Here is a 14,216-nt window from a genome sequence, read left to right as displayed (position 1 = left end):
CCGACTAATGTTAACCCTCTGGAGCTGTTAGTGTCCTCATTGCCGGTCGCCGTCGTCCTTCCCGAGCTTCTCGCTGCCTTACAACATGCCCCGCAGGTTTTGCTGAACGCCCCGACAGGGGCCGGTAAATCCACCTGGCTGCCACTGCAGATCCTGAAAGACGGGAATATCAGCGGGAAAATTATCCTGCTGGAGCCGCGCAGGCTGGCCGCGCGCAACGTGGCACAACGCCTGGCGGAATTGCTTAACGAAAAACCGGGCGAGACGGTGGGCTACCGTATGCGCGCTGAAACCTGTATCGGCCCAACCACGCGGCTTGAAGTGGTGACCGAGGGAATACTCACCCGCATGCTGCAAAACGATCCTGAACTGACCGGCGTCGGGCTGGTGATTCTGGATGAATTCCACGAACGCAGCCTGCAGGCGGATCTGGCTCTCGCACTATTGCTGGATGTTCAGCAGGGGCTGCGTGACGACCTTCGGCTGCTCATTATGTCGGCGACGCTGGATAACGAACGGCTGCAGCAGACGCTGCCTGATGCACCAGTGATAGCCTCGCAAGGGCGAGCGTTTCCCGTAGAGCGCCGTTATCAACCGCTACCTGCCCATCAGCGTTTTGATGAAGCGGTCGCCATCGCCACCGCAGAACTGTTGCGTCAGGAACCCGGTTCGCTGCTGCTTTTTTTACCCGGTGTGGGCGAAATCCAGCGCGTGCAGGAGCACCTGGCCTCCCGTGTCAGTAGCGATGTCCTGTTGTGTCCGCTTTATGGTGCGTTGTCGCTGACCGACCAGCGTAAAGCGATTCTCCCCGCGCCTGCGGGGCAGCGCAAAGTGGTGCTGGCAACCAATATTGCGGAAACCAGTTTGACCATCGAAGGTATTCGCCTGGTGGTGGATAGCGCGCAGGAGAGAGTGGCAAGCTTTGACCCGCGTACCGGGCTGACGAAACTCCTGACGCATCGTATAAGCCAGGCGTCGATGTTACAGCGCGCAGGCCGTGCAGGACGTCTTGAGGCGGGTATCTGCCTGCATTTGACCAGTGCAGAGCAGGCTGAACGCGCGGCACAACAAAGCCCCCCGGAAATTTTACAAAGTGATTTATCAGGTCTGGTGATGGATCTGCTGCAATGGGGCTGTCCGGATCCGGGACAACTGACCTGGCTTAATCCGCCTCCTGTCGTAAACCTCACCGCAGCACGTACACTGCTGGCCCAGCTTGGCGCGCTTGAAGGCGAGCGTCTGACGACACGCGGCCAGAAAATGGCTGCGCTGGGCAACGATCCGCGTCTGGCCGCAATGCTGGTTGCCGCGCAAGGGGAAGATGAAATTGCCACGGCGGCGAAACTGGCCGCTATTCTTGAGGAGCCGCCGCGTGGTGGCAGCAGCGATCTGGCGCAGGCATTTTCACGCAATCAGGGGAACTGGCAGCAACGGGCGCAGCAGCTCAGCAGACGGCTAAACAGCCGTGGTGGCTCGCCAGACAGCGATATTATCGCACAGTTGCTGGCACAAGCATTTCCGGACCGAATTGCGCGCCGACGCGGGCTGGACGGTCGCTATCAGTTGGCAAATGGCATGGGCGCGATGCTGGACAGCGACGATGCTCTGACGCGCCATGAGTGGCTGATCGCACCGCTCCTGTTGCAGGGCAGCCAGTCGCCGGATGCGCGGATATTACAGGCGATAGCTGTCGATATTGAGGCCCTGACGCGTGCCTGTCCGCAACTGCTTCAGCAATCCGATACTGTCGAATGGGATGACACTCAGGGCACCCTGAAGGCGTTTCGGCGTAGCCAGATTGGCAAATTGACCCTTGGCACGAAGCCGCTGGCGAAGCCGTCAGAAGAAGAGATGCATCAGGCGATGCTGAACGGCATTCGGGAAAAAGGGTTGAACGTACTGAACTGGACGCCCGAGGCGGAGCAATACCGAATTCGTCTGCACTGTGCCGCGCGCTGGCTGCCAGAATATGCCTGGCCTGCGGTGGATGATGAGACGCTGCTTGCCTCGCTGGAGAGCTGGCTGCTGCCGCAAATGCGCGGTGTACACTCGCTGCGGGCACTAAAAGCCCTTGATGTTAAGGTCGCGTTACAGAATTTACTGGACTGGTCATTACGTCAACGTCTGGATAGTGAACTGCCAGGGCATTACACTGTGCCGACCGGAAGCCGGATTGCCATTCGTTATCACGAGGATAATCCTCCGGCGCTGGCGGTACGCATGCAGGAGATGTTTGGTGAGGCGACCACGCCATCCATCGCTGAAGGACGCGTGCCGGTGGTGCTTGAACTGTTGTCGCCTGCTCATCGTCCGCTACAAATCACCCGCGATCTGGGGGCGTTCTGGGCGGGCAGCTACCGGGAAGTGCAAAAAGAGATGAAGGGTCGATATCCCAAACACGTTTGGCCGGACGATCCGGCCAATACCGCGCCGACACGGCGTACGAAGAAATATTCTTAATTGAGAGATTTCTTCTTTCACGGTGATGTGGAAGAAAAGAGAATCGGGCCTTTGCGCCTGAAAGTTGCGGAGAAAAAGCATGGCGGGGAATGACCGCGAGCCAATAGGACGTAAGGGAAAACCAACGCGTCCGGCGAAAGAAAAGGTAAGCCGTCGTCGCCTCAGAGATGAGGACTATGACGATGACTATGAAGACGATTATGAGGATGAAGAACCGATGCCGCGTAAAGGGAAAGGCAAAGGGCGTAAGCCTCGGGGTAAACGCGGCTGGTTCTGGCTGCTGCTGAAGCTGTTCATTATTTTTGTTGTGCTGATGGCGATTTACGGCGTCTATCTGGATCAGAAGATCCGCAGCCGTATCGACGGTAAAGTCTGGCAATTGCCTGCGGCAGTATATGGCCGCATGGTGAACCTTGAGCCAGATATGTCCATCAGTAAGAACGAGATGGTGAAACTGCTGGAAGCCACCCAGTATCGTCAGGTGTCGAAGATGACGCGCCCGGGTGAATTCACCGTGCAGGCGAAGAGCATCGAGATGATCCGCCGTCCGTTTGATTTCCCGGACAGCAAAGAGGGACAGGTGCGGGCGCGTCTGACCTTTGACGGCGATCGTCTGGATACCATCGAGAACATGGATAACAACCGCCAGTTCGGTTTCTTCCGTCTTGATCCTCGCCTGATCACCATGCTTTCGTCAGCAAACGGTGAACAGCGTCTGTTTGTGGCCCGTAACGGTTTCCCGGATCTGCTGGTGGATACGCTGCTGGCAACCGAAGACCGTCACTTCTACGAGCACGATGGCATCAGCCTTTACTCCATAGGGCGTGCGGTGCTGGCGAACCTGACAGCAGGGCGCACGGTGCAGGGGGCGAGTACGCTCACCCAGCAGCTGGTGAAGAACCTGTTCCTCTCCAGCGAACGTTCTTACTGGCGTAAAGCCAACGAAGCGTACATGGCCGTGCTGATGGACGCGCGTTACAGCAAGGATCGTATCCTTGAGCTGTACATGAACGAAGTGTACCTCGGTCAAAGCGGTGATAACGAAATCCGTGGTTTCCCGCTGGCGAGTCTGTACTACTTTGGCCGTCCGGTTGAAGAGCTGAGCCTTGACCAGCAGGCGCTGCTGGTCGGCATGGTGAAAGGGGCGTCAATTTATAACCCGTGGCGTAACCCAAAACTGGCGCTTGAGCGTCGTAACCTGGTGCTGCGTTTGCTGCAGCAACAGCAGGTGATCGATCAGGAGTTGTACGAGATGCTGAGCGCTCGTCCACTCGGCGTTCAGCCGCGCGGTGGCGTGATTTCGCCTCAGCCTGCGTTTATGCAGCTGGTGCGTCAGGAGCTGCAAAGTAAGCTCGGTGATAAGGTTAAAGATCTCTCCGGCGTGAAGATCTTCACTACCTTTGACTCCGTGGCGCAGGATGCCGCGGAAAAAGCGGCAGTGGAAGGCATTCCGGCGCTGAAGAAACAGCGCAAGCTCTCCGATCTTGAAACCGCGATGGTGGTGGTTGACCGTAACACCGGTGAAGTGCGCGCGATGGTGGGCGGGGCTGAGCCACAGTTTGCAGGTTACAACCGCGCCATGCAGGCGCGTCGTTCGATCGGCTCTCTGGCAAAACCAGCGACCTATCTCACTGCGCTGAGTCAGCCAAACCAGTACCGCCTGAATACCTGGATTGCGGATGCGCCAATTTCCCTGCGTCAGCCTAATGGCCAGGTATGGTCACCGCAGAACGATGATAAACAGTTCAGCGGCCAGGTGATGCTGGTGGATGCGTTAACCCGCTCCATGAACGTACCGACGGTTAATCTGGGCATGTCACTGGGCCTGCCAGCGATTGTTGATACCTGGCAGAAACTGGGTATTTCGAAAGATCAGCTAAATCCGGTACCGGCGATGATTCTGGGTGCGCTTAACCTGACGCCAATCGAAGTCGCACAGGCGTTCCAGACCATTGCCAGCGGGGGGAACCGCGCACAGCTGTCTGCGCTGCGTTCAGTAATAGCTGAAGATGGTTCCGTGCTGTATCAGAGCTTCCCGCAGGCTGAACGTGCGGTGCCTGCTCAGGCCGCCTATATGACGCTGTGGACGATGCAACAGGTTGTGCAGCGTGGTACCGGGCGTCAACTGGGAGCGAAGTATCCGGGTCTGCATCTGGCGGGTAAAACCGGGACCACCAACAACAACGTCGATACCTGGTTTGCCGGTATTGATGGCCGTGAAGTGGTGATCACCTGGGTCGGTCGCGACAACAACCAGCCGACCAAACTGTACGGCGCAAGCGGCGCGATGTCGATTTACCAGCGTTATCTGGCGAATCAGTCCCCGGTGCCGCTGAATCTGGTCGCGCCGGAAGACATTGTTGATATGGGCGTGGATGGTTCCGGTAACTTTGTCTGCGGCGGCGGGATGCGTACCTTGCCGGTCTGGACGACCAACCCGGACGCGCTGTGTCAGCAAAGTCAGCCAGAACAACCATCGGGCAATCCGTTTGATTCGTCTTCTCAGCCACAGCAGCCGCAGCAGCAACAGCCGCAGCAGCAGAATGAGAAGAAAGACAGCGACGGTGTCGCCGGCTGGATTAAGGATATGTTCGGCGGTAACTAGCCTTTTAAAGCCCTCTTCCCTGGAAGGGGGCTTTTTTTACCCGTAGACCTCATTTCGTTAACCCTCGCTTTAACTCTGATTAACCCTTCGTTTTCTCTTGATGATTTCTTAAACCCTTAATTCTCATAGGGCCGCTTACTGCTTGCTATGCAACCAGCGTTTCGCATATTATTCTGGCGCTCATAATAATAATTCTCGTTTACGTTATCATTCACTTTCACATCAGAGATTCAACATGGCGCTTTCCAATACTGCTCAGCCAATGAACACGTCGCTGCGTAAACTCGCGGTCGTCGTCGCCACAGCGGTTGCCGGCATGTCGACTTATGCACATGCTGCCGAAACCCCGAAAAAAGAAGAAACTATTACGGTAACCGCAGCACCTGCGGCACAGGAAAGTGCCTGGGGACCCGCTGCGACTATCGCTGCACGGCAATCCGCGACCGGAACGAAAACGGACACCCCGATTCAAAAGGTCCCACAGTCCATTTCGGTCGTGACTGCTGAAGAGATGGCATTGCATCAGCCACGCTCTGTTAAAGAAGCGCTGAGTTATACCCCAGGTGTCGCTGTCGGCACGCGTGGTGCGTCCAATACCTATGACTACCTGCTCATTCGCGGTTTCGCGGCCGATGGTCAGAGCCAGAATAACTACCTCGACGGTATGAAGATGCAGGGCAACTTCTATAACGACGCGGTGATTGACCCTTATATGCTGGAACGCGCTGAAATCATGCGTGGTCCGGTTTCTGTTCTGTACGGAAAAAGCAGCCCTGGTGGCTTGCTGAATATGGTGAGTAAGCGCCCAACCACTGAGCCGCTGAAAGAGATCCAGTTCAAAGTGGGTACTGACAGCCTATTCCAGACTGGCTTTGACTTTAGCGATGCGATCGACGACGACGGCGTTTACTCCTACCGTTTAACCGGCGTGGCGCGTTCTAACAATGCCCAGCAGGAGCGTGCGGAAGAACAGCGTTATGCTATCGCGCCATCGTTCTCCTGGCGTCCGGATGATAAAACCACCTTCACGTTCCTCTCCTATTTCCAGAACGAGCCTGAAACGGGCTACTACGGCTGGCTGCCAAAAGAGGGAACGGTTGATCCGCTGCCAAACGGCGATCGTCTGCCGACTGACTTCAACGAAGGCGCGAAGAACAACACCTATTCCCGTAACCAGAAAATGGTGGGGTATAGCTTCGATCACGCATTCAACGATACCTTTACCGTGCGTCAGAACCTGCGTTTTGCCGAGAATAAAACTTCGCAAAACAGCGTTTACGGCTATGGCGTCTGTACCGATCCTGCAAATAGCGGCAACAAACAGTGTGCAGCGTTAGCCCCGGCAGACAAAGGCCATTACCTGGCGCGTAAATACGTTGTCGATCATGAAAAACTGCAGAACTTCACCGTTGATACTCAACTGCAGAGCAAATTCTCTACCGGTGAGGTGGACCACATTCTGCTGACCGGCGTTGACTTTATGCGTATGCGTAATGACATCAACTCCTGGTTTGGTTATGACGATTCTGTACCGCTGCTGGATCTCTACCATCCGGTGAACAGCGATTTTGATTTCGGCTCAAAAGATCCTGCAACTTCCGGCCCTTATCAAATTCTCAACCGCCAGAAACAGACAGGACTGTACGTTCAGGATCAGGCGCAGTGGGATAAAGTGCTGGTAACCCTTGGTGGCCGTTATGACTGGGCCGATCAAGAGTCTTATAACCGTGTAACGAACACGACAGCCAAACGTGATGACACGCAGTTCACCTGGCGCGGTGGTGTTAACTATCTGTTCGACAATGGCGTAACACCTTACTTCAGCTATAGCGAATCCTTTGAACCTGCTTCCCAGACTGGTGCGAGTGGCAACATCTTTGCTCCGTCTAAAGGTAAGCAATACGAAGCGGGTGTGAAATACGTGCCGAACGATCGTCCGATCGTGATTACCGGTGCGGTATACCAGCTGACGAAAACCAACAACCTGATGGCTGACCCAGCGGGCTCATTCTTCTCCGTTGAAGGCGGTGAGATCCGTTCCCGTGGCGTAGAGCTGGAAGCGAAAGCGGCATTGTCTGCGAGCGTTAACGTTGTCGGTTCTTACACCTATACCGATGCGGAATACACCACGGACACCAACTACAAAGGCAACACGCCAGCGCAGGTGCCGAAACACATGGCCTCCGTATGGGGGGATTACACCATGTTTGATGGCCCGCTGTCTGGCCTGACGTTGGGTACTGGCGTTCGTTATACCGGTTCCAGCTTTGGCGATCCGGCGAACTCCTTCAAAGTGGGCAGCTATACCGTGGTTGATGCACTTGTCAGATACGACCTGGCGCGTGTAGGGATGGCCGGCTCAAACGTCGCGCTTCACGTGAACAACCTGTTCGATCGTGAATATGTTGCCAGCTGCTTCAACACCTACGGTTGCTTCTGGGGTGCTGAACGTCAGGTTGTAGCCACTGCGACCTTCCGCTTCTAATCTCTCTTTGGGCACGGTTCGCCGTGCCCTTTTTATTTAAGTTGGCTGACATGCAGGATAATAAAACACAATCTGACACCACTTTTACGCTCAACAATCTCTCCTTTCGCGTACCCGGGCGCACCTTGCTGCATCCGCTCTCTTTGACATTCCCTGCCGGTAAAGTCACTGGCCTGATTGGTCACAACGGTTCCGGTAAATCGACTTTGCTTAAGATGCTGGGCCGCCATCAGCCGCCTTCGGAAGGCGATATTCTGCTGGATGACCAACCGCTGGAGAGCTGGAGCAGTAAAGCCTTTGCCCGCAAAGTCGCGTATTTGCCGCAGCAGCTGCCGCAGGCGGAGGGGATGACGGTGCGTGAACTGGTAGCGATTGGACGTTATCCGTGGCACGGGGCGCTTGGGCGTTTCGGTGTCGCCGACAGAGAAAAAGTGGAAGAGGCGATTTCGCTGGTGGGATTAAAACCACTGGCACACCGTCTGGTTGATAGCCTGTCCGGGGGCGAACGTCAGCGCGCGTGGATTGCGATGCTGGTGGCTCAGGACAGCCGTTGCCTGCTGCTGGATGAACCCACTTCTGCGCTGGATATTGCCCATCAGGTTGACGTTCTGGCGCTGGTGCATCGCTTAAGCCAGCAGCGTGGGTTGACGGTGATTGCTGTCCTGCACGATATCAACATGGCCGCGCGTTATTGTGACTACCTCGTCGCGCTGCGTGGCGGGGAAATGATTGCGCAGGGCACACCATCCGAACTGATGCGCAGCGAAACGCTGGAACACATTTACGGAATTCCAATGGGTATTCTGCCTCACCCGGCCGGGGCATCACCGGTGAGCTTTGTATTCTGATGCTGGATTCAATGCAAATGAGCCGCCGTCGCCTGCTGACGGCAATGGCGCTATCACCGTTGTTATTAAAAATGAATACGGCGCATGCCGCTGCCGTCGATCCGCACCGTATCGTGTCTCTTGAGTGGCTGCCAGTCGAGCTGATGATGGCGCTCGGCGTCACGCCTTATGGCGTGGCGGACATTCCCAACTATAACCTCTGGGTGAACGAGCCGAAGCTGCCGGACTCGGTGATCGACGTCGGCCTGCGGACTGAGCCAAACCTTGAACTGCTCACTCAGATGAAGCCGTCATTCCTGTTCTGGTCTGCGGGGTACGGTCCGTCAGAAGAGACAATGGCGCGTATTGCGCCCGGTCGAGGTTTCTCCTTCAGTGACGGTAAAAAACCGCTGACCATGGCGAGACACTCTATTAACGAGATGGCGCATATCCTCGACCGTGAGGCGGAGGCTAAAAAGCATCTCGACGAATTCGACGCCCTGATTGATTCCCTGAAGCCGCGCTTTGCCCATCGGGGCGATCGCCCGCTGTTGATGATGACGTTACTGGATGCCCGCCATATGCTGGTCTTTGGCAAAAACTGTCTGTTCCAGGACGTGCTCGACAGTGTTGGTATTCGCAATGCCTGGGAAGGTGAGATGAACTTCTGGGGCAGTACGACCGTAGGTATTGACCGCCTGGCGGCATTTCGTGATGTCGACGTGCTGTGTTTCGACCACGGCAACGAACGTGGCATGCAAACGCTGATGGCCACTCCCCTCTGGCAGGCGATGCCGTTCGTGCGTGAGCAGCGTTTCCAGCGCGTGCCAGCGGTATGGTTCTACGGCGCGACGCTGTCGGCCATGCATTTTGCCCGCGTGCTGGATAATGCGCTGGGAGGTAAAGCATGAGTACGCGTATTGCACGCTTCCCGGCACTGCTGTTGTCCTTACTCTTCCTTGCCGCGCTGGTTTTAACCTGGTTCAACCTGTCGACGGCATTGCCGCGCGGGGAGTGGGGCACCGCGCTGACAGCCCCGGATATCAACAACATTCAGCAGATGGTGTTCCACTACAGCCTGCTACCGCGTCTGGCGATCTCGCTGCTGGTCGGGGCCGGGTTAGGCCTGGTGGGCGTTTTGTTCCAGCAGGTACTGCGTAACCCTCTGGCAGAGCCGACGACGCTGGGCGTTGCAACAGGCGCGCAGCTTGGGATCACCATTACCACGCTGTGGGCGCTGCCCGGCGCGTTAACCACGCAGTTTGCGGCTCTCGCGGGGGCATGTGTGGTGGGGGCGCTGGTCTTTGGCGTGGCCTGGGGTAAACGCCTGTCCCCCGTGACGCTAATCCTGGCCGGGCTGGTGGTCAGTCTCTATTGTGGCGCGATTAATCAACTGCTGGTGCTGTTCCATCACGATCAGCTGCAAAGCATGTTCCTGTGGAGTACCGGAACCCTTACCCAGACTGACTGGAGTGGTGTTGAGCGTCTGTGGCCGCAGCTAATTGGCGGTGTACTGCTGACCCTGCTGCTCCTGCGTCCGTTAACGTTAATGGGGCTGGATGATGGTGTGGCGCGTAACCTGGGGCTGGCGCTGTCGCTGGCTCGTCTGGCGGCGCTGACGCTGGCAATTGTATTGAGCGCTTTGCTGGTAAACGCCGTTGGCATCATCGGGTTTATTGGCCTCTTTGCACCACTGCTGGCAAAAATGCTCGGCGCACGGCGTCTTCTGGCGCGCCTGATGCTTGCCCCACTGATTGGCGCGCTGATCCTCTGGCTTTCCGATCAGATCATTCTCTGGCTGGCGCAAGTCTGGAGGGAAGTGTCGACGGGATCGGTGACCGCGCTCATTGGTGCGCCGCTGCTGCTTTGGCTGCTCCCGCGTCTGCGCAGTATTAGCGCACCGGCGATGGATGTCGGCGATAAGGTTCATGCTGAACGTCAGTCAGTACTGTGGTTTAGCCTTACCGGTCTGGCGGTGCTGATTATTGCCTCGTTTGCCGCATTGGCTTTTGGGCGTGATGCGGTGGGCTGGCACTGGGCGATGGGCGATTTATTCCATGAACTGCTGCAGTGGCGCTGGCCGCGGGTGCTTTCCGCGTTAATTGCCGGGGTCATGTTGGCCGTCGTGGGCTGTATTATCCAGCGCCTGACCGGCAATCCGATGGCCAGCCCGGAAGTGCTGGGGATTAGCTCTGGCGCGGCGTTCGGCGTGGTGCTGATGTTGTTCCTCGTGCCGGGAAATGCATTCGGCTGGTTGATGCCTGCGGGGAGTATTGGTGCGGCGGTGACGCTGTTAATCATCCTGATTGCTTCTGGTCGCGGTGGTTTTTCCCCGCACCGAATGCTGCTGGCCGGGATGGCGCTCAGTACGGCATTTACCATGTTGCTGATGCTGCTTCAGGCGAGTGGCGATCCGCGTATGGCGAAGATACTGACCTGGATTTCCGGCTCAACGTACAGTGCTACCGGCAGCCAGGTTGTTCATACCGGGATCGTGATGATCGTGTTACTGGCGGTAGTGCCGCTGTGTCGTCGCTGGATGACCATCCTGCCGCTGGGTGGCGAAACCGCACGTGCGGTCGGGTTAGCGCTAACGCCAACGCGCGTGGCGCTACTTCTGCTGGCTGCGTGTCTGACAGCGACGGCCACCATGACGATAGGACCGCTAAGCTTTGTGGGGTTGATGGCTCCGCATATCGCCAGAATGATGGGTTTTCGCCGGACCATGCCGCATATTGTGATGTCGGCGCTAACGGGCGGGATAATGCTGGTGTTTGCGGACTGGTGCGGAAGAATGGTGCTGTTTCCCTATCAGGTCCCGGCAGGTCTGCTGTCGACCTTTATTGGCGCGCCGTACTTTATTTATCTGTTGAGAAAGCAGAGCAGGTAGACCGGGTAAGCGTTAGCGCCACCCGGCAATGCCCTTAGAGCTTCGCGAACACCTTACGCGCCGCGTCGATGGTGTTATTGATATCGTCTTCGCTGTGCGCCACGGACATAAAGCCCGCTTCGAACGCTGACGGAGCCAGGTACACCCCTTCTTCCAGCATCAGGTGGAAGAAGCGCTTGAAGCGTTCGACGTCACATTTCACCACATCCTGATAGCAGGTGACGGTTTTCGCATCGGTGAAGAAAATTCCGAACATCCCTCCCACATGGTTCACCACCAGCGGGATACCCGCTTCTTCGGCGGCTTCCAGCAGACCGTTTGCCAGCTGAGTGGTGAGGTCAGTCAGGGTCTCATGAATACCTGGCTGAGCCACCTCGGTCAGGCAGGCGAAGCCCGCAGCCATCGCGATCGGGTTACCGGAGAGCGTTCCCGCCTGGTAAACCGGGCCTGTTGGTGCCAGGGCTTCCATCACATCCTTACGGCCACCGAATGCACCGACTGGCATACCGCCGCCGATGATTTTGCCGAGGCAGGTCAGATCAGGCTCAACGCCATAATAGGACTGGGCACCCGCCAGCGCTACGCGGAAGCCGGTCATCACTTCGTCAATGATCAGCAGCGCGCCGAATTCATCACACAGTGCGCGCAGGCCCGGCAGGAAATCAGGCTGCGGTGGGATGCAGTTCATGTTGCCCGCAACGGGCTCAACGATAATGCAGGCGATCTCCTGTGGATATTGCTCGAACGCTGCGCGAACGGTATCCAGATCGTTATAGGTACAGGTTAGCGTGTGCTTTGCGAAATCAGCCGGTACACCCGGAGAGTTTGGCTGGCCGAGGGTCAGCGCGCCGGAGCCCGCTTTCACCAGCAGGCAGTCCGCGTGGCCGTGGTAGCAGCCTTCAAACTTGATGATTTTGTCGCGGCCAGTAAAACCACGCGCCAGACGGATGGCGCTCATGGTGGCTTCGGTACCGGAGTTCACCATGCGCACCATATCCATGGTGGGCACCAGTTCAGTCACCAGCTCCGCCATTTTCACTTCCATCTCGGTTGGCGCGCCGAAGCTCAGACCACGCTGAGCCGCTTCAATCACCGCGTTACGAATAGCAGGGTGGTTATGCCCCAGTACCATCGGTCCCCAGGAACCGACATAATCAATGTAGGCTTTGCCATCGACATCATACAGATACGCGCCGTCAGCACGTTCGATAAACAGCGGCGTGCCGCCAACGCCGGTAAAGGCGCGTACAGGTGAGTTCACGCCACCCGGAATAAGCTCGCGGGCTGCACTGTAGAGGTTTTCAGACTTGCTCATGGCGTCGTTCCTGGTTCGTATAAAATGATTAAGCACACTATTCTAAGTGATCCGCGGAAGGTAATGAAATTTTTGCCTCTTTCATTCCTAAACAATTGTTAAGTATTTTTCACGGGATGACATGGCGCACTCTGGTAGAATCCCTGGGGCTATTTGTATGACGATAAGAAACGGTAATGAAAGCAGACATCCCCACATTTGAAGAACAACAGTTCAGACGCATACAGCACCGTATTAGCATTCGGCGTTTGCTCAATCGCGATAAAACCCCGCTGGCTATTCTGCTGGCTGCTGCCGTGGTCGGTACAGTCGCCGGGCTGGTGGGTGTACTATTTGAAAAAGCGGTCAATGCGGTACTGAACTGGCGAGTTGGCACCGTAGCCGGTTTCGCCGATAGTCGGTGGCTGGTTTGGGTATGGGCGTTCGGACTGTCGGCGCTGTTTGCCATGGTGGGTTACTTTCTGGTGCGCAAATTTGCTCCTGAAGCTGGCGGCTCAGGGATCCCGGAAATTGAAGGTGCGCTGGAAGAGTTACGCCCGGTGCGCTGGTGGCGCGTCATCCCGGTAAAATTTATCGGGGGTATGGGAACGCTCGGGGCGGGCATGGTTCTGGGGCGAGAAGGGCCAACCGTACAACTGGGCGGGAACGTCGGCCGCATGGTGGGCGATCTGTTTCGGATGCGTAGCGCCGAAGCGCGCCATACGCTGTTGGCAACCGGCGCGGCGGCGGGGCTTTCGGCAGCGTTTAACGCGCCGCTGGCGGGGATCCTGTTTATCATCGAAGAGATGCGCGCGCAGTTTCGCTACAACCTGATTTCGATTAAAGCGGTGTTTACTGGCGTCATTATGTCGAGCATCGTTTTTCGCATCTTCAATGGCGAGGGCGCGGTCATTGAGGTAGGTAAACTGACCAACGCGCCGGTTAATACCCTGTGGCTTTACCTGATCCTCGGCATGATTTTCGGCGTGGTTGGCCCGCTGTTTAACACATTTATCCTCCGTGCTCAGGATATGTTCCAGCGCATTCACGGCGGAAATACCACCAAATGGGTGCTGATGGGCGGCCTGCTGGGTGGAATGTGTGGTGTACTCGGGTTTATTGAACCCAATGCCGCCGGCGGCGGCTTCGGGCTGATTCCCATCGCGGCGGCAGGGAATTTCAGCGTGGGTCTGCTGCTGTTTATGTTTATTTCTAGAGTCATCACGACGGTGCTGTGCTTCTCGTCCGGCGCACCCGGCGGGATTTTCGCGCCAATGCTGGCACTGGGCACGCTGCTGGGGACCGCGTTTGGAATGGCGGCTGAAGTGGGTTTCCCGGCTTATCATCTGGATGCCGGGACGTTTGCGGTGGCCGGAATGGGTGCGCTGCTGGCCGCATCCCTGCGCGCGCCGTTGACCGGCATCGTGCTGGTGCTGGAAATGACGGATAATTACCAGCTCATTTTGCCAATGATCATTACCTGCCTCGGCGCGACACTATTAGCCCAATTCCTGGGTGGAAAACCGCTATACTCCACCATCCTGGCGCGTACCCTGGCAAAACAAGAGGCTGAACGGGCGGCCACGCAGAATACTTGAATGAAATACCAGGGTATTAGATAATGACATAAAGAATTGGGTGAATTTTGCCCAATA

Annotated in this window: 8 protein-coding genes; 7 read left to right on the top strand and 1 reads right to left on the bottom strand. The window is 56.8% G+C overall.

Going from position 1 to position 14,216, the window contains the following annotated elements; genetic code table 11:
• The first annotated feature begins 30 nt into the window (after positions 1-30).
• The 6 genes from hrpB (at position 31) to fhuB (ending at position 11,267) form a co-directional block, all read left to right on the top strand.
• Entirely contained in the window at positions 31-2,460 is a 2,430-nt protein-coding gene (gene hrpB / locus AC0XWG_RS03175; protein WP_475680371.1) for an ATP-dependent helicase HrpB, read from the top strand.
• Between the two features lie 79 nt (positions 2,461-2,539).
• A complete protein-coding gene (gene mrcB, locus AC0XWG_RS03170) occupies positions 2,540-5,065 on the top strand; it encodes a bifunctional glycosyl transferase/transpeptidase (protein ID WP_128348534.1) in 2,526 nt (841 codons plus the stop codon).
• A 235-nt stretch (positions 5,066-5,300) separates the two neighbouring features.
• Positions 5,301-7,550 (top strand): ferrichrome porin FhuA, encoded by a 2,250-nt coding sequence (gene fhuA, locus AC0XWG_RS03165; RefSeq protein ID WP_028018314.1) that lies wholly within the window; start codon positions 5,301-5,303, stop codon positions 7,548-7,550.
• A gap of 50 nt (positions 7,551-7,600) precedes the next feature.
• Positions 7,601-8,398, top strand: a complete 798-nt coding sequence (gene fhuC, locus AC0XWG_RS03160; protein ID WP_049005303.1) for a Fe3+-hydroxamate ABC transporter ATP-binding protein FhuC — start codon at positions 7,601-7,603, stop codon at positions 8,396-8,398.
• Entirely contained in the window at positions 8,398-9,288 is an 891-nt protein-coding gene (gene fhuD / locus AC0XWG_RS03155; protein ID WP_475680370.1) for a Fe(3+)-hydroxamate ABC transporter substrate-binding protein FhuD, read from the top strand. The genes fhuC and fhuD overlap by 1 nt, the downstream gene beginning before the upstream one ends.
• A complete protein-coding gene (fhuB, locus tag AC0XWG_RS03150) occupies positions 9,285-11,267 on the top strand; it encodes a Fe(3+)-hydroxamate ABC transporter permease FhuB (protein WP_475680369.1) in 1,983 nt (660 codons plus the stop codon). Before fhuD ends, fhuB begins: the two co-directional genes overlap by 4 nt.
• A gap of 34 nt (positions 11,268-11,301) precedes the next feature.
• On the opposite strand, the gene hemL is transcribed toward fhuB, so the two are convergent.
• Entirely contained in the window at positions 11,302-12,582 is a 1,281-nt protein-coding gene (gene hemL / locus AC0XWG_RS03145; protein WP_128348530.1) for a glutamate-1-semialdehyde 2,1-aminomutase, read from the bottom strand.
• Positions 12,583-12,758: 176 nt separating this feature from the next.
• Between hemL and clcA the strand changes: the two genes are divergently transcribed.
• Entirely contained in the window at positions 12,759-14,159 is a 1,401-nt protein-coding gene (gene clcA, locus AC0XWG_RS03140; RefSeq protein ID WP_028018309.1) for a H(+)/Cl(-) exchange transporter ClcA, read from the top strand.
• Positions 14,160-14,216: the final 57 nt, after the last annotated feature.

It is taken from the genome of Enterobacter sp. DVT3837 (assembly GCF_056238685.1).
This window is presented reverse-complemented; position numbering and strand designations above follow the sequence as displayed.